This is a genomic window from uncultured Luteimonas sp. (genome assembly GCF_947492465.1).
Classification (GTDB): Bacteria; Pseudomonadota; Gammaproteobacteria; order Xanthomonadales; family Xanthomonadaceae; genus Luteimonas.
This window is the reverse complement of record NZ_CANLNF010000004.1, coordinates 244275-260594: the sequence shown is the minus strand read 5'-3', so window position 1 is coordinate 260594 and position 16320 is coordinate 244275. Positions and strand designations below refer to the sequence as shown.

At 70.3% G+C, this 16320-nt stretch carries 14 protein-coding genes; 6 read left to right on the top strand and 8 right to left on the bottom strand.

Features of this window, described 5'->3' with window-relative positions; all coding sequences use genetic code 11:
• Positions 1–116 precede the first annotated feature (116 nt).
• From Q0863_RS11675 to treF, 3 genes are all read left to right on the top strand, one after another.
• The gene (locus tag Q0863_RS11675) at positions 117–2309 is read left to right on the top strand and encodes a M3 family metallopeptidase (RefSeq protein WP_298578054.1); all 2193 of its coding nucleotides are present in this window, start codon (positions 117–119) and stop codon (positions 2307–2309) included.
• Positions 2310–2545: 236 nt separating this feature from the next.
• Complete coding sequence (locus tag Q0863_RS11670; protein ID WP_298578245.1) at positions 2546–3382, top strand: NAD-dependent protein deacetylase; 837 nt, start codon at positions 2546–2548, stop codon at positions 3380–3382.
• Complete coding sequence (gene treF, locus Q0863_RS11665) at positions 3379–4956, top strand: alpha,alpha-trehalase TreF (RefSeq protein ID WP_298578053.1); 1578 nt, start codon at positions 3379–3381, stop codon at positions 4954–4956. The genes Q0863_RS11670 and treF overlap by 4 nt, the downstream gene beginning before the upstream one ends.
• Positions 4957–4972: 16 nt before the next feature.
• On the opposite strand, the gene cfa is transcribed toward treF, so the two are convergent.
• The 5 genes from cfa to Q0863_RS11640 form a co-directional block, all read right to left on the bottom strand.
• The gene (gene cfa, locus Q0863_RS11660) at positions 4973–6091 is read right to left on the bottom strand and encodes a cyclopropane fatty acyl phospholipid synthase (protein ID WP_298578052.1); all 1119 of its coding nucleotides are present in this window, start codon (positions 6089–6091) and stop codon (positions 4973–4975) included.
• 49 nt (positions 6092–6140) lie between these two features.
• Positions 6141–6974: a DUF3298 and DUF4163 domain-containing protein gene (locus Q0863_RS11655; RefSeq protein WP_298578051.1), complete on the bottom strand. Its 834-nt coding sequence runs from the start codon at positions 6972–6974 to the stop codon at positions 6141–6143.
• Between the two features lie 352 nt (positions 6975–7326).
• Positions 7327–7536 carry a cold-shock protein gene (locus Q0863_RS11650; protein ID WP_298578049.1) on the bottom strand — a complete coding sequence of 70 codons (210 nt, stop codon included), beginning with the start codon at positions 7534–7536 and terminating at the stop codon, positions 7327–7329.
• A gap of 252 nt (positions 7537–7788) precedes the next feature.
• Positions 7789–8502 carry a pseudouridine synthase gene (locus tag Q0863_RS11645; RefSeq protein ID WP_298578048.1) on the bottom strand — a complete coding sequence of 238 codons (714 nt, stop codon included), beginning with the start codon at positions 8500–8502 and terminating at the stop codon, positions 7789–7791.
• A 124-nt stretch (positions 8503–8626) separates the two neighbouring features.
• Positions 8627–8899, bottom strand: coding sequence for a GNAT family N-acetyltransferase (locus Q0863_RS11640; RefSeq protein ID WP_298578047.1), 273 nt, complete (start codon positions 8897–8899; stop codon positions 8627–8629).
• A 183-nt stretch (positions 8900–9082) separates the two neighbouring features.
• Here Q0863_RS11640 and Q0863_RS11635 point away from each other — a divergent pair, with 183 nt between their 5' ends.
• Positions 9083–9265, top strand: coding sequence for a hypothetical protein (locus tag Q0863_RS11635; protein WP_298578045.1), 183 nt, complete (start codon positions 9083–9085; stop codon positions 9263–9265).
• Between the two features lie 43 nt (positions 9266–9308).
• On the opposite strand, the gene Q0863_RS11630 is transcribed toward Q0863_RS11635, so the two are convergent.
• Together Q0863_RS11630 and Q0863_RS11625 are read right to left on the bottom strand one after the other, a co-directional pair.
• Positions 9309–9917, bottom strand: coding sequence for a rhomboid family intramembrane serine protease (locus tag Q0863_RS11630; protein ID WP_298578243.1), 609 nt, complete (start codon positions 9915–9917; stop codon positions 9309–9311).
• Positions 9918–9941: 24 nt separating this feature from the next.
• A complete protein-coding gene (locus Q0863_RS11625; RefSeq protein ID WP_298578044.1) occupies positions 9942–11576 on the bottom strand; it encodes an oligopeptide:H+ symporter in 1635 nt (544 codons plus the stop codon).
• A 143-nt stretch (positions 11577–11719) separates the two neighbouring features.
• Between Q0863_RS11625 and Q0863_RS11620 the strand changes: the two genes are divergently transcribed.
• The gene (locus Q0863_RS11620; protein WP_298578043.1) at positions 11720–13498 is read left to right on the top strand and encodes a M14 family metallopeptidase; all 1779 of its coding nucleotides are present in this window, start codon (positions 11720–11722) and stop codon (positions 13496–13498) included.
• 240 nt (positions 13499–13738) lie between these two features.
• On the top strand, positions 13739–14446 hold the full coding sequence (locus Q0863_RS11615; protein WP_298578042.1) for an MliC family protein: 708 nt from the start codon (positions 13739–13741) through the stop codon (positions 14444–14446).
• Positions 14447–14494: 48 nt separating this feature from the next.
• Here Q0863_RS11615 and Q0863_RS11610 read toward each other — a convergent pair whose 3' ends face one another.
• Positions 14495–16099, bottom strand: coding sequence for a protein adenylyltransferase SelO (locus Q0863_RS11610; RefSeq protein WP_298578241.1), 1605 nt, complete (start codon positions 16097–16099; stop codon positions 14495–14497).
• Between the last annotated feature and the right edge of the window lie 221 nt (positions 16100–16320).

Sequence of the window (16320 nt, the reverse complement as noted above, 5' to 3'; positions counted from 1 at the left end):
CAGTGTATCCCTGCGCCGCGCCCGTCCGCGCGCCGGGGCCATGTGCCGTTCGTCATGGGCCGGTGCCCTGCCCCATCGGATACCCTTGGATTTTCGAGTTCCACAAGGATCGACCCATGAAGCACCCGCTCGCCGCCGCCCTCGCCATCGCGCTGACAGCCGCTGTCTCCACCGCGGCCTCGGCCCAGACCACCGGAGACGGCTCCGTGAACACCGCCGCAGCCGCGAGCGCCGGCAGCCAGGCCGCCAATCCGCTGTTCGTGCAGAGCCCGCTGCCGCTGCGCTACCCGCAGTTCGACCAGCTCAAGGACGAACACTTCGCTCCGGCCTTCGACGCCGGCATGGCCCGCAACCTCGAGGAGATCGAGAAGATCGCGACCGGGAAGTCGGCACCGACCTTCGAGAACACGATCATCGCGCTGGAGAAGTCCGGCGAACTGCTGGGCAACGCACGCCGCATCTTCGGCAACCTCAACGGCACCGACACCAACGACACGCGCAAGAAGATCAACAACGAGTACGCGCCGAAGTTCGCCGCGCACCGCGACGCGATCATGCTCAACCCGCAGCTGTTCGAGCGCGTGGAAGCGGTCTACAACCAGCGCAACGCGCTGGGCCTGGACGCCGAGGGCGTGCGCCTGGTCGAGGAGTACTACGACGACTTCGTGCGCTCCGGCGCCAAGCTGGCCGAGGCCGACAAGGCGCGGCTGAAGGAGATCAACGCGCGCATGGCCGCGCTGGGCACGCAGTTCTCCAACAACGTGCTCGACGAGGTCAACGACTCCGCCGTGCTGGTCGACGACGTCGCCGAACTCGCCGGCCTGAGCGAATCGCAGATCGCCACCGCCGCCGCGGCCGCCAAGGCCAAGGGCCATGAGGGCAAGTACCTGCTGACCCTGCTCAACACCACCGGCCAGCCGCTGCTGCCGCAGCTGGACAACCGCGCCCTGCGCGAGCGCGTGCACAAGGCGTCCGTCGCCCGCGGCAGCCGCGGCAACCAGTGGGACAACACCGGTATCGTCGCCGAGGTGCTGAAGCTGCGCGGCGAACGCTCCGCGCTGCTGGGCTACGACACCCCCGCCGCCTTCACCCTGGCCGACGAAACCGCCGGCACCGTCGAGGCGGTGAACGCGATGCTCGGCCGCCTGGCGCCGGCCGCCGTCGCCAACGCCCGTCGCGAGGGTGCCGCGCTGCAGGCGATGATCGACCGCGAGCAGGCCGCGAAGGGCGAACCGAGCTTCCAGCTCGAACCCTGGGACTGGGCCTACTACACCGAGAAGGTGCGCCAGGCCGAGTACGACTTCGACGACAACCAGCTCAAGCCCTACTTCGAGATGAAGAACGTGCTCGAGAACGGGGTGTTCTTCGCCGCCACGCAGCTGTACGGCATCACGTTCAAGGAACGCACCGACCTGCCGAAGTACCACGCCGACACCTGGACCTACGACGTCTTCGACAAGGACGGCAAGCAGCTGTCGATCTTCATCTTCGACCCCTATGCGCGTCCGTCCAAGCGCGGCGGTGCGTGGATGAACTCCTACGTGGGCGAGTCCGAGCTCGAGGGCACGCTGCCGGTGGTGGCCAACCACCAGAACATCCCCAAGCCGCCGGCCGGCGAGCCGACCCTGCTCACCTGGGATGAAGTGACCACCATGTTCCACGAGTTCGGCCATGCGCTGCACGGCATGTTCTCGGACGTGAAGTACCCGTACTTCTTCATGGACGTGCCGCGCGACTTCGTCGAGTTCCCCTCGCAGGTCAACGAGATGTGGGCCGACTGGCCGTCGATCCTGGCCAACTACGCCAAGCACCACGAGACCGGCGAACCGCTGCCGCAGGCGCTGCTGGACAAGAAGATGGCCTCGGCCACCTTCAACGAAGGCTTCGCCACCACCGAATACCTCGGCGCCGCGATGCTCGACCAGTACCTGCACCAGCTGCCGCAGGACCAGCTGCCTTCGGCAGACCAGGTCATGGCCACCGAGGCCGCCGCGCTCAAGTCGGTGGGGCTGGACTACGCGCCGGTGCCGCCGCGCTACCGCACGCCGTATTTCAGCCACATCATGGGCGGCTACGCGGCCGCGTACTACGCCTACATCTGGTCGGAAGTGCTGGACGCCAACACGGTCGAGTGGATCAAGGCCAATGGCGGGCTCAAGCCCGAGAACGGCGACCGCCTGCGCAACACCCTGCTCTCGCGCGGCGGGGCCAAGGACGCCAAGCAGCTGTTCGTCGATTTCACCGGCCATGAGCCGCGGATCGAGCCGCTGCTGAAGAAGCGCGGCCTGGACGCGCCTGCGACCAACTGACCGGCCAACGCAGCCGCACGAACGACGCCGCCGGTGACCCCGGCGGCGTTTTTCCTTGCGGGCCTCCGGACCAGGCGGGTACGCGTTGTCGCAGTCGCGCCACGTCTTCCGCCGGAACCCGGATGGCAGGTGACCGACGGCGGCGTCCTGGCACTCCGCCCGACGCCCCCCCAGGCCTGTCCTGGCGACCTGCGGGTCCTCCACACGCCTCCGGTTAGCATCCGCCCATGTCCGCGATGTCAGCCCCTCTCGCCCGTGGCGGGTCCGCCGCCAGCGCCTTGCGCGACTGGATCGGGCGCCACGAGCGCCTGTTCATCCTCACCGGCGCCGGCTGCAGCACCGGTTCGGGCATCCCCGACTACCGCGACCGCAACGGCGAATGGAAGCGCAGCCCGCCGATCACCCTGCAGCAGCTGACCGGAAGCGATGCCGCCTACCGACGCTACTGGGCGCGCAGCAGCGTCGGCTGGCCGCGCTTCCTCGGCGCCGAGCCCAATCCCGCGCACCGGGCGCTGGCGGCCCTGGAACGGCGCGGACAGGTGCGGCTGCTGCTGACCCAGAACGTCGACGGCCTGCACCAGCGCGCCGGCAACCGCCGGGTGATCGACCTGCATGGCCGGCTGGACGCGGTGGTCTGCCTGGGCTGCGGCGCGCGCAGCCGGCGTGAGGCGGTCCAGAGCGCCATCGTCGAGGCCAACCCGGGATGGCAGGCCGGCGCGGCGCCGACGGCGCCGGACGGCGATGCCGACCTCGACGACGACGCCGTGGACGGCTTCGCCCCGCCCTACTGCGGGTTCTGCCGCGGCCTGCTCAAGCCGGACGTGGTGTTCTTCGGCGAGAACGTCCCGCGCGAACGCGTGGCCGAGGCGCAGCAGGCCCTGCACGACGCCGATGCCGTGCTCGTGGCAGGCTCCTCGCTGATGGTCTGGTCCGGCTTCCGCTTCGCGCGCATGGCCGCGGCCGCCGGCCTGCCGCTCGCGATCCTCAACGCCGGCTGCACACGCGCGGACGGGCTGGCCACCCTGCGCGTCGACGCCGACATCGCCACGTCCCTGGAGGAGGCCCTGCAATGAGTGTCCGCCATCGTCCGCCCTTGCTCGCCCTGTTGCTGTGGGCCACGTCGACACCTGCCCTGGCCCAGCAGTGCGTGGCCGGCTTCCCGGAGATCTACGGCGACCTGTTCGCCGAGGCGCAGCGCGTGGTGCAGGACCCCAAGTCGATGGTGGATGCCATCCCCGCGGCCGCGCCAGCCGCCATCGCCGCCGAGTACGCGCAGCGGCGCGGCGCGCCCGACTTCGACCTGGGACGCTTCATCCGGCAGCGTTTCGAACTCCCCCGACCGGCCGGCGGCAGCTACAGCACCGACCCGCGCCACGACGTGGTGACCCACATCGACCGCCTGTGGACCGCGCTGGAGCGCCAGCCGCAGCCGGGCGACGCGCGCAGTTCGCTGCTGCCCCTGCCGCGGCCCTACGTGGTGCCCGGCGGTCGCTACGACGAGATCTACTACTGGGATTCCTACTTCACCATGCTCGGCCTGGTGGAAAGCGGCAGGCTCGACCTGGTGCGCGCGATGGTCGCCAACTTCGCGGCGATGATCGACCGCTACGGGCACGTGCCCAACGGCAACCGCACCTACTACCTCAGCCGCTCCCAGCCGCCGTTCTTCGCGCCGATGGTGCAGCTGCTGGCCAGCCGCGACGGGCCGCAGGTGCTCGCCGATCACCTGCCGCAGCTCGAGCGCGAATACGCGTTCTGGATGGATGGCGCCGACGACCTCGCGCCCGGCTCCGCCTACCGGCGCGTCGTGCGCCTGCCCGACGGCACCGTGCTCAACCGCTACTGGGACGATTGCGACACGCCGCGCGACGAAAGCCACATCATGGACGTGGCCACCGCCGCGGCGTCCGGACGCCCGGCCGCGGAGGTCTACCGCAACCTGCGCGCAGGCGCGGAGAGCGGCTGGGACTTCAGCTCGCGCTGGCTGGCGGACGGGCGCAGCCTGCACACGATCCGCACCGTGGAGATCGTGCCGCCGGACCTCAACAGCCTGATGCACGCGCTGGAATCGACGCTCGCCCAGGCCCATGGATCGGCCGGCGACGCCGATCGCGCCGCGCATTACCGCGCCCGCGCCGAGGCGCGCGCCGGGGCGATCCGCAGCCTGCTCTGGGACGAGGACCGGGGCGCGTTCACTGACCACCTCCGGGACGGCATGCGTTCCACCGGCACGGTCACGCTGGCCACCGTCTATCCGCTCTACTTCGGCATCGCCTCGCAGGCGCAGGCCGGCCGGATCGCCGCGACGCTGCGCGAACGCCTGCTGCAGCCGCACGGGCTGGCCACCACCACCGTGCGCAGCGGCGAGCAGTGGGACCTGCCCAACGGCTGGGCGCCGCTGCAGTGGCTGGCGATCCGCGGCCTGTCGCGCTATGGCGAGGACGCGCTCGCGCGCGAGGTGGCCGGCCGATGGATCCGCCGCAACCTCGAGCTGTTCCGCACGCAGCGCAAGCTGGTCGAGAAATACGACGTCACCGGCGACGCCGAAGCCGGCGGCGGCGAATACCCGCTGCAGGATGGGTTCGGCTGGACCAATGGCGTGTTGCTAGCGCTGCTGGCCCGCTATCCGGACGCGGCCAGGGACTGAGCCGCGACCGCGCGCGTCAGCGCGGCGCCACGTAGCCGCCCGCCACGCCGTGCGGCGACAGCACCAGCTGCCACAGCTGGATCACGCGCGCACGCGCCGCGGCCATCGAGCCGGCCAGGTAGTAGCGCCACATCCGGCGGAAGCGCCGGTCGTAGCGCTCCGGCAGCGTCGGCCAGGCCGCTTCGATGTTGTCGCGCCAGGCCTGCAGGGTGCGGTCGTAATCGGCGCCGAAGTTGTGCCAGTCCTCGATCACGAAGCGCCCTTCCAGCGCCGCGGTGAGCTGCGCGGCCGACGGCAGCATCGAGTTGGGGAAGATGTACTTCGCGATCCACGGATCGGTGTGGCTGCGGCTGAGGTTGGCACCGATCGTATGCAGCAGGAACAGGCCCTCGCCGTCGAGGCAGCGGCGCGCGACATCGAAATAGTCCGCGTAGTTCCTCGCACCGACATGCTCGAACATGCCGACCGAGACGATGCGGTCGAAGCGATCGTCGAGCTGGCGATAATCCTGCACCCGGATCTCGACCGGCAGGCCGGCGCACAGCTCGCGGGCATGCGCGGCCTGCTGCGTCGAGATCGTGATGCCTACGCCCGCCACGCCGTGGCGTTCCGCGGCGTAGCGCAGCAGTTCGCCCCAGCCGCAGCCGATGTCGAGCAGGCGCATGCCCGGCGCGAGCCCGAGCTTGCGGCAGCACAGCGCCAGCTTGGCGTCCTGCGCCGCGTCGAGATCGCGCGCCTCGCGCCAGTAGCCGCAGCTGTAGACCATCCGCCGCCCGAGCATGGCCCGGTACAGGTCGTTGCCCAGGTCGTAGTGGCGTTCGCCGACCTCGTAGCTGCGGCGCCCGCGCTGCAGGTTGAACAGGCGCGCCAGCACCGCCAGGCGCAGGTCGGCGAAGCCGCGCACGCGCTGGTCGATCCCGGCCGAGAGCAGTCGCCAGAGCATGCCGTCCAGCGACGCGGCGTCCCAGTCGCCGTCCATGTAGGACTCGCCGAGCGCCAGCGAACCGCCCGCCAGCAGGCGCGCGGGCAGGTCGCGGTCGTGGAGCTGCAGGTCCCAGGGACGCGCGCCGTCGATGCGGACGTCGGCCTCCGCGAGCAGGTCCTGTAGACGGGTACGGAAACGCGAGTCGCCCATGTTCCCGCTCCGCACCGGCGATGCCACCGCCGGCGCTTCGCGGGCCAGTCTACTGCGCGGCCGTCGCGTCGGAAAACAGCGGCCGGTAGGCTGGCGCCACGTGCGGCAGCAGCACCGCGGCCGGGACCTCGACGCTCTGCACGCCGTCCGAGTACGGTCCGACCTGGTAGGGCGGGAACACGAAGCGCAGTCCGGCGAAGCGGCCACCGCTGCCGGTGACCGGTTCGAACCGCGCGAAGTTGTCCGGTTCCGGCGCGGTGCCTTCGTCGATCATGCGCCCGGCCGAACGCATCACGCGCGCACGTTCTCCGGGGTCAAGCTCATCGGCGTCCACGCGCTGCGACAGCGCCGCATGCAGCTGTTCGCGCACGTAGGCGGAAATCTCCCGCCACGAGTCCGGGTCGGGCACCAGCGCGTCCGGCGTCAGCAGGCGCTCTTCGCGCGGCAGCCAGACGAAGCGCGCGATCAGCGGCCTGCCGTGCGCGCCGCCGGTATACGTCCCGCCATCGGCCGCGACCGCGAACACCTCCGGGGTATCGGCCAGCACCTTGAACTCCAGTGCCAGGTCGTACATGGCGCTGGCGCCGGGTTCCAGCGCTTCCACGGCCTGCATCACCTCGGCGCGTGCACTGTCGGCATAGGCCTTGAGTTCGGCGGCGAGCGCGGGATAGCGGTCCGCGCCGTCGGGCCAGGTGATGCCGATGATGTAGCGCGGATCCGTTTCGACCACGTCCTCGAGCACCACCGGCTGCGGCGCGGCTTCGGCCGGCACCTCGGGCGCATGCGCCGCTCCGGCAGCCGCGGATGCGTCCTGCGTCGGCGCATCGCGCCGGCATCCGGCGAGCGCGCACACGACCAGGATCGACACCAGTAACCGCTTCATTGAACCCCCTGTCCACAGTGAGGCGCATGGCACATGCGCTAACGTTTTTATAACGTCAGGCGCGTGCAGGTGCGGTCAAGGCGGGTCGCGACAAGCGTGTTCTGTTTCTGTTGCCAGCAGAGTGCGAGGCCTTGCACCGTCCGCGCGGGTGCGGTTGAGCACCGATGTGGCTCGCGCACGACGCAGGTCGCGGGAGAGCTGCGACTGACGAGGCCCCGGGTCGGATCGACGACGCCGCGGCAGCGAACGGCATCCGCCGCACGGCCGACATGTCTCGCCAAGGGCCGCGCACGAAAAAGGCCCCGGGTGTCGCCACCCGGGGCCTTCTGGCATTGTCTGTGCGACGAGTCGCTTAGACCGGCTGCACTTCGTCAGCCTGCAGGCCCTTCTGGCCCTGCACGACCTTGAAGGTCACCTTCTGGCCTTCCTGCAGCGACTTGAAGCCGGTGCCCTGGATCGAACGGAAGTGGACGAAGAGGTCCTGGCCGCTTTCCGGGGTGATGAAGCCGAAGCCCTTGGCGTCGTTGAACCACTTGACGGTACCGGTCTGACGTTCGGACATGTTGCTACTCCTTGAAACTAGACAGTGGATGGATACCAGCCCCCTTGTCTCGTAAGGGGTGCCTGGACTGTATCGAGCAAGGGGTAACGCGAACGATGGAGCGGATCGTCTGGAGCAACCGCCGGGGGGGACGGCCTGTAACTCTGGTGATCTACCGCATCGGAGCCACGATGTACCGTGATCCCGGCCTTGAACAGTCCGCGCACGATAGCGCACTTTCGCGGGAAAGTGTAAACGACATTTGTCAACCGGTTACCAGTCCTCGCGGCCCGGCAACAGCCCCGCCAGCTCGGCATCGCTGAGGTTGCGCCACTGCCCCGGCTTGAGGTGGCCGAGCCGCACGCCCCCGATCCGCACCCGCTGCAACTGTTTGACCCGCAAGCCGAAATGCGCGGCCATCAGGCGGATCTGCCGGTTCAGGCCCTGCACCAGCACGATCCGGAATCCGAACCGCCCCAGCTTCCCGGTCCGGCACGGCAGCGTGGTCTGGCCGTGGACCGGCACGCCGCGGCTCATGCCACGCAGGAATTCGGGGGTGACCGGATGGTTCACGGCCACCAGGTATTCCTTCTCCAGCTTGTTCTCCGCGCGCAGGATGGCGTTGACGATGTCGCCGTTGCTGGTCAGCAGGATCAGCCCCTCCGAATCCTTGTCCAGCCGCCCGATCGGGAAGATCCGCTGCTCGTGGCCGACGAAGTCGACGATGTTGCCCTTCACCGAGGACTCGGTGGTGCAGGTGATGCCCACCGGCTTGTTGAGCGCGATGTAGACGTGGCGGCGGCCGCCGCGCGCTGTGCTGCGCTGCCTGAGCGGCTGCCCGTCCAGCAGGACCGCATCGTCGTCGCCGACCTCGGCGCCGATCCTGGCGCGGATGCCGTTCACGGTCACCCGGCCCTCGCCGATCAGCCGGTCGGCCTCGCGGCGGGAACAGTGGCCGGTATCGCTGATGTAACGGTTGAGCCGCATGGGAGGCCGGGGCGTCAGGGGCGCGCAGTTTCGCAGATCGCGTGCGGCGATGGCGCGCCGGCGTCGCGGGCGGCGCGGCTGCGGCATGCCGGTCGGGCGACGCATTCCCGCGCGCCGGGAGCGCTCAGCCTTCGACGGCGAGGTCGGCGTAGTCTGGATGGCGCTCCAGCCAGGCGGCCGCGTATTCGCACTGCGGCTCCACGCGCAGCCCCTGCGTCCGCGCATGGTCGAACGCGGCGCGCACCAGTTGCCCGGCGATGCCGCGCCCGCGCAGTTCCGACGGCACGCCGGTGTGGGTGATCCGCATCCGGTCGCCCTCGAGCGTGTAGTCGAGAACCGCGCGATGGCCATCGACCTCCAGATGGAAGCCCTGTCCCTGCCTGTGTCCAACCTCCATCGACCTGCTCCGTTCAGCCTGGAATGGCGCCGCCAGCGGCTGCGCTTCCGGTCAGTATGCGCGCGGCCGGCCAGGGGCTGACGCGACGCGTCAGCCTAGAGCTTGACGCACATCACGGTTCCTTCTGGCACGCAACCTGCTTGAAACGGGTCATCCGAAACCGTCTGCAACAGGGGAACCGCGATGATCGACAGCACCACCCAGCACCAGGCCATCAACCGCCTGTTCGACCTTGTGCGCAACGGCGAGGTGGAGAACCTGGAGTTCTCCCAGCTCGATTCGCTGATCTATGGCGGACTCGAGCAGACCTACCGCGTCACCGACGCCGACATCGAACGGCGCCACGTGCAGACCTCCGCGGTCTGATCGACGCCGCACCCGTCGCGCCGGCCTGCGCCGGCGCGGCGCCTCAGCTGCCGAACCCCGGGCTCAGCAGCCGCGCCACGAACGTGCTGGCCGCACGCGGCTCCATCAGCACGGTGAACATGATCCCGTAGGCCGCGCCCCACAGGTGCGCGCTGTGGTTGACGTTGTCGCCGCCGCGACGGTCCATCCAGATCGAATAGCCGATGTACGCCACCGCGTAGACGATCGCCGGCACCGGGATGAAGAACACGAAGATCAGCGTCCACGGCGCGAACAGGATGAAGCTGAAGAGCACCGCCGACACCGCGCCCGAGGCGCCGAGGCTGCGGTAGCCCGCATCCTTCTGGTGGCGGAAGTAGGTCGGCATGATCGCCATGACGATCGCCGACAGGTAGAACGCGGCGAAGCCCAGGTGCCCGATCCGGTCGACGAACACCGGCTCGATCGCGCGTCCGAAGAAGAACAGCGTGATCATGTTGAACAGCAGGTGCTGGCTGTCGGCGTGGATGAAGCCGTGCGTAACCAGACGGTCGTACTGGCGATGGCGGTCGATCGCGGGCGGCCACAGGATCAGGCGCTCGAGCAGCGCCCGGTTGTTGAAGGCCTGCCATGAGACCAGCACGGTCACGCCGATCAGGATGAAGGTGACGATGGACATGTCCGGGCTCCTGCTGCGTCAGGTCGCGACGCGATAGTTGTCCTGCATCGGGTAGCGCCGCGCGTACAGCGCGAAGGCCGCCGCGGCGACGAAGGCGAACGCGGCGAAGAAGAACATCAGGAACGCCGGCTCGCTGAGTCCGGTCTGCGCGATCATCGCCTTGAAGCCGTCGTTGCGCACGCCGGCATTGGTCAGCAGCACCCACAGGCTGCCGAAGGTGCTGGTGAGGTACCAGAACGCCATGATCACCCCCTTCATGGCGTGCGGGGCCTGGCTGTAGGCGAACTCCAGCGCGGTGGCCGAGACCAGCACCTCGCCGAAGGTCAGCAGCAGGTACGGCAGCGACTGCCAGGCCAGCGACACCTCGGCGCCGCCATCGATCCACAGCTGCAGCACGCCGGCCACGATCCACGACACGCCCGAGATCGCGATGCCCCAGCCCATCCGCCGCAACGCCGTGACCACGAAACCCATGCGCCGCAGCAGCGGGTACAGCACGAGGTTGTTGAACGGGATCAGCAGCATCACCAGCAGCGGGTTGAGCGCCTGCATCTGCGCCGGCTCCTGGATCAGCCAGCTCGGCCACCACCATGACCCGTGCGGAATCAACATGGCGTTGCCCTGGATGATCCAGGTCGAGGCCTTCTGGTCGAACAGCGACCAGAACGGCGTGACCAGCGCGAACACGATCAGGATGCGCAGCACCGCGCGCACGCCGTCGACCGCCGCATCCGGATGCAGGCCGCGCGCGCGCTCGAGCTGCAGCGAGGCGCCCCAGCCGCCGAAGGCGATCAGCACGCCCAGCGCCAGGCAGGCGGTGATCACGAAGCCGAACGCATCCGGCCACGGCACGCCCAGGCCGGCCGCATCGAACGCCCACAGCAGCAGCATCACCGCGGCGGCGGCCACGCCGCCCCAGGCCACCATCGCGCCGGCGTTGCCCTGCCCCGCACTGCGCTGGCGCAGCGCGGTCCGGATCACGTTGAGGAAGGAGTGCGGATCCTTGCCCGACGGCGGCACGTTGACGTACTGGCGGCGACCCACCCAGAAGATCACCGTGGCGATGAACATCAGCACGCCCGGCACGCCGAACGCGACCGCCGGCCCGAAGTGGCGCAGCAGCAGCGGCGCGAACAGCGAGGCGAAGAACGAGCCGAAGTTGATGATCCAGTAGAACGCGTCGAAGACGAGCTTGGCCTTGTCCTTGTTGGACTGGTCGAACTGGTCGCCGCAGAAGCTGACCACCAGTGGCTTGATGCCGCCCGACCCCAGTGCAATCAGGAACAGGCCGGTGAAGAACCCGGTGCGGTTGCCTTCGAACAGCGCCAGGCACGCATGGCCGGCGCAGTAGATCAGCGAGAACCACAGGACGGTGTTGTACTTGCCGAAGAAGCGGTCCGACAGCCAGCCGCCCAGCAGCGGGAAGAAGTACACGCCGATCACGAAGGAGTGGAACACCTCCTTGGCCATCGCCTCGCGATCGCTGCCCTCGGGCAGGTACTGCAGCAGCACCGAACTGATCAGGAACGGCACCAGGATGTTGCGCATCCCGTAGAAGCTGAAACGTTCGCAGGCCTCGTTGCCGATGATGTACTTGATCTGGCCGGGCATGCGGCCCTGGCCGGTGGGAGCGGGCGTGGCGCCGTGGTTCATGGGCGTCGGGTCCGGAAGGCGGGAAAGTCGGGCAGGCTAGCCGATCCGGCGGCCGTCTGCCCATGCGTCCGGTCCCATTGACACTTGGGCCGGCCCGCGACCGGCTGGCATCATCCCGGCCCACGTCCCCGCCCCGGCCCCCGATGAAGCAGCCCCTCCTCGCCGCGTTCCTTGTCGTGCTCGCGCCGCTGTCCGCCGCCGCCCAGGCGCCCCTGGCGACGATCGCCGAGCGCAGCGGCTTCGTGAAGACCGGCCGTTACGACGAAACGATCGCCCTGTGCGCGGCCTTCGAGCAGCGCCATCCCGACGCGGCCCGCTGCCTCGACTTCGGCACCACGCCAGAGGGCCGGCCGATGAAGGCCCTCGCCATCTCGCGCAGCGGCGCCCTGACCCCGGAGGCGGCCCGCGCACGCGGCCTGCCGGTGGTGCTGATGCAGGGCGGCATCCATGCCGGCGAGATCGACGGCAAGGACGCCGGCTTCCTGGCGCTGCGCGAGGTGCTCGCCGGCGACGCCGCGCCCGGCGCCCTGGACGAACTGGTCTGGCTGTTCGTGCCGGTGTTCAACATCGACGGGCACGAGCGCTTCGGTGCCTGGAACCGGCCCAACCAGCGCGGCCCGGAGGAGATGGGCTGGCGCACCACGGCGCAGAACTACAACCTCAACCGCGACTACGCCAAGGCCGACGCGCCCGAGATGCAGGCGATGCTGCGCCTGGTCGAGGCCTGGGACCCCATCGCCACCATCGACCTGCACGCCACCAACGGCGCCCAGTTCGAGCACGACATCTCGATCCAGGTCGAACCGCTGCACGGCGGCGACGAGGCGCTGCGCCAGGCCGGCCTGTCGCTGCGCGAGCGCACGATCGCCGACCTCGCCGCCCAGGGCTCGCTGCCGCTGCCGTTCTACCCCTCGTTCGAGGACTACCAGGATCCGGCCTCGGGCTTCGAGGACGGGGTGTCGCCGCCGCGCTTCTCCACCGGCTACTTCCTGCTGCGCAACCGCCTGGCGATGCTGGTCGAGACGCATTCGTGGAAGGAATACCCGGTGCGCGTGCGCATCACCCGCAACACGATCGTGTCGGTGCTGGAACAGGTGGCGCGGCAGGGCCGCGAATGGATGGCGCTGGCCCGGGCCGCCGACGCGCGCGATCTGGCAGGCCAGCCGGTGGCGCTGGACTACCGGGCCACCGCGGACAGCCGCGTCATCGACTTCCGCGGCTATGCCTACACGCGCACGCCGTCGGAGATCTCCGGCGCGATGATGACGCGTTACGACACCACCACGCCGCAGGTGTGGAAGGTGCCGCTGCGCGACACCATCGTGCCGCGCACCGTGGTCGCGGCGCCGCGCGCCGGCTACGTCGTGCCGGCGGGGTTCGCCGGTATCGTCGCGCCGAGGCTGGACGCGCACGGGATCCGCTACCGCCGCGTGGACTGCGACCGGTGCGCGCAGCCTGCGGGCGCGGCACTGGCGGTGGAGGTTTTCCGCGCGACCGGCAAGGAGTTCGCGGCGCAGCCGGTCGAGGGGCACCAGCGGCTCACGGTCGAAGGCGAATGGAAGCCGGCGACGCGGACGGTCCGTGCGGGCGCGCTGTTCGTGCCGATCGCGCAGCCCAAGGCGCGGCTGGCGATGGCCCTGCTCGAACCGCAGGCGCCCGACTCGCTGCTGCAGTGGGGCCTGTTCAACAATGCCTTCGAGCGCAAGGAATACATGGAGGCCTACGTGGCCGAGGCCGTGGCGCGCGGGATGCTGGCCGCGGATCCGGCGCTGAAGACGCAGTTCGAGCGCCGTCTGCGCGAGGACCGCGCGTTTGCCGACAGCCCGGCGGCGCGGCTGGAGTTCTTCCACCGGCTGCATCCGTCCTGGGACGAGCGGCTCGACCTGTATCCGGTGATGCGGGTGGATCGGGCGCCGGAGTAGCTGCGGCGGGCTGTGCGGCGATCTGGCGGTCCCCCACCCCGGCCCTCCACCCGTGAAGGGCGCAATGCCCCGCAAGCGGAGGAGGGAGCGGAGGCCGTCACGTCGCACGACATCCGCCTGCGCAATTCCCCTGCATTGCCCCTCCCGCGGCCGGGGGGCGAACGAAGCGATCCTTCCACCATTTGCGTTCGCGTCGACGAAGCCGGACATTGGCATTCCTGTCCCTCCCGGGAGCCGCCCATGCGCCTCGCCCTCGCCTGCCTCGCGCTGCTGGCCAGCGCCTGCAGCCCCGATCCGGAACCCGCGACCGGTAACGGGAACGCGGCATCGGCGGACACCGGCGCCGGCGTGGGCGCCGCCACCGCCACGCCGCCGCGTCCCGACACCGCGACCGCGAGCTTCCGCTGCGGCGACCTGCTGGCGGGCGCGGTCTTCGACAACCTCCGCGGCGAGCTCGTCCTCACCGTCGCCACCCGCCGCATCGTCCTGCCGCAGGCGATTTCGGCCTCGGGTGCGCGCTATGCCGACGAGCGCGGCAACGAATTCTGGAACAAGGGCGACCAGGCCACGCTCACCCTCGATGGCCAGCGTCACGACTGCTCGGTGACCGGGGAAGTCTCGCCCTGGGACGAAGCGCGCTCGCGCGGCGTGGTCTTCCGCGCACTGGGCACCGAGCCGTTCTGGTCGCTGGAAGTCGCAGGCGGCGCAGCGCCCTCGATGCAATTGGCGCTGGACATGGGCGAACGTCCGCTCACCGTCGCGCAGGCGACGCCACTGCCGGCGCGCGCGGGCTTCGAGGGCGTCGCCGACGACGGCAGCGCGGTCGAACTGCGCATCACCCGCGGCGACTGCAGCGACGGCATGAGCGACCAGGTCTACCCGACCTCGATCGCACTGACGGTGGGCGCGGAGACGTTCGCCGGCTGCGGCGCATTCCTGGACGAGTGACGCGCGCGGGCCTCGCCGGCCGGACACCGACGGCCGGCCGCAGCAGGCTCAGGAACTGCAGGACAGCATCGAGCACCCGGCCCGGTTGCGCGCCCAGTCCGGGCGCCTGGCCGCGAACGCTTCGCGGCCGGACTGCTCGTCGTACGGCCGGCGCATGACCTCCAGCAGTTCGTCGATCGCCGACACCTTCCCGGCCGTGGCCCGGTCGATCGCCTGCTGCGCCAGGTAGTTGCGCAGCACGAACTTCGGGTTGGCCGCCTGCATGCGGGCGCGACGCGGGGCGGCATCGAGCGGATCCTCGCGCAGCCGCCGCGCGTAATCGCCCAGCCAGTCCTTCAGCGCCGGCGCATGCGCCTCACGCAGCGCCGGATCGTAGAAGGCGGCCGCCAGCGGTTCGAGCGAAGGGCGCGCCGGATCGATGTCGGCCAGCGCGCGGAAGCACAGCGTCATGTCCATCTGCGCGGCCTGCATCAGCGCCTGCAGCCGCTCCATCCGTGCGACGTCGTCGTCGCCGCAGCGGACCAGGCCGAGCTTGCGGGCGATATCCTCGCGCTCGACCGCCTGCCAGGTCTCGGCGTAGCGGTCGAGTCCCGCTTCCAGCGGCGCGACGTCGTCGAACAGCGGCGACAGCGCCTGCGCCAGCCGCGCCAGGTTCCAGTGCGCCACCCGCGGCTGCCAGCCGAAGCGGTAGCGGCGGCCCTGCGCATCGGTGGTGTTGGGCGTCCAGTCCGGATCGAAGTCGTCGATCCAGCCGTACGGTCCGTAATCGATGGTCAGGCCGAGGATCGACATATTGTCGGTGTTGAGCACGCCGTGGACGAAGCCCACCCGCATCCAGTGCGCCACCATGCGGGCGGTGCGGACGCAGACCTCGGCGAACCACTGGCCGTAGCGCGACTCATCGAAGGCGCCGTCCGCGCGCAGCGCCGCCAGCGGCTGGGCCGCGCGCTCGCCGAGCAGGTGCGGGAAGTCGCGCCAGATGCAGAAATCGGCCAGTTGCCGCAGCAGCGCGAGGTCGCCGCGCGAGTACGGCAGTTCGAAGTGGCCGAAACGCAGGAACGAGGGCGCGACCCGGCACACGATCGCGCCCGGCTCCGGCGCCGGATGGCCGTCGTAGAACATGTCGCGCACCACCGGCTCGCCGGTCCCCACCAGCGACAGCGCGCGCGTGGTCGGCACCCCGAGGTGGTGCATGGCCTCGCTGCACAGGAACTCGCGAACCGAAGAGCGCAGCACGGCGCGGCCATCGGCGCTGCGCGAATACGGCGTCGGGCCCGCGCCCTTGAGCTGCAGTTCGCGGCGCTGGCCCTGGGCGGTGATGCACTCGCCGAGGGTGATCGCGCGCCCGTCGCCCAGCTGCCCGGCCCAGTGCCCGAACTGGTGTCCGCCGTAGGCGCTCGCGACCGGATCCATGCCCGGCAACAGGGTATTGCCGGCGAAGACCGCGGCGAATCCGGCGCTGTCCACCTGCGCCGGCGAGAAGCCCAGCTCCGCGGCCAGCTCGCGCGAATGCGCCAGCAGCGCCGGCGCCGCCACTGGCGTCGGTGCCACCCGCGACCAGACCGCGCCCGCGACCTGGCGCAGCCGGGGGCCGGTTTCGGGGTCGCCGGGCAGTTCTCGGACCAGGGCGTTGTCGAAGCGCAGGCGGGGCAGATCCATGGGGTCGATGGTATCGCCGGGCCCGTCGTGGGGAGGTCGCGCGGCACGGTACAGCCGGAATCCGCCAGCGGTCTGCGCGTTCCGGCGAGGCTCCGCCGCGATGCTCGCGACGCCGGCCCGCATGGGCACCGCGACCTCGTGCAGCGCGCACCCGGGCGCGGCGCCGGGATTCCGCGGCGCGCCCTGCCGGCTGCCCTGCCCGCATTCAGCGGGTC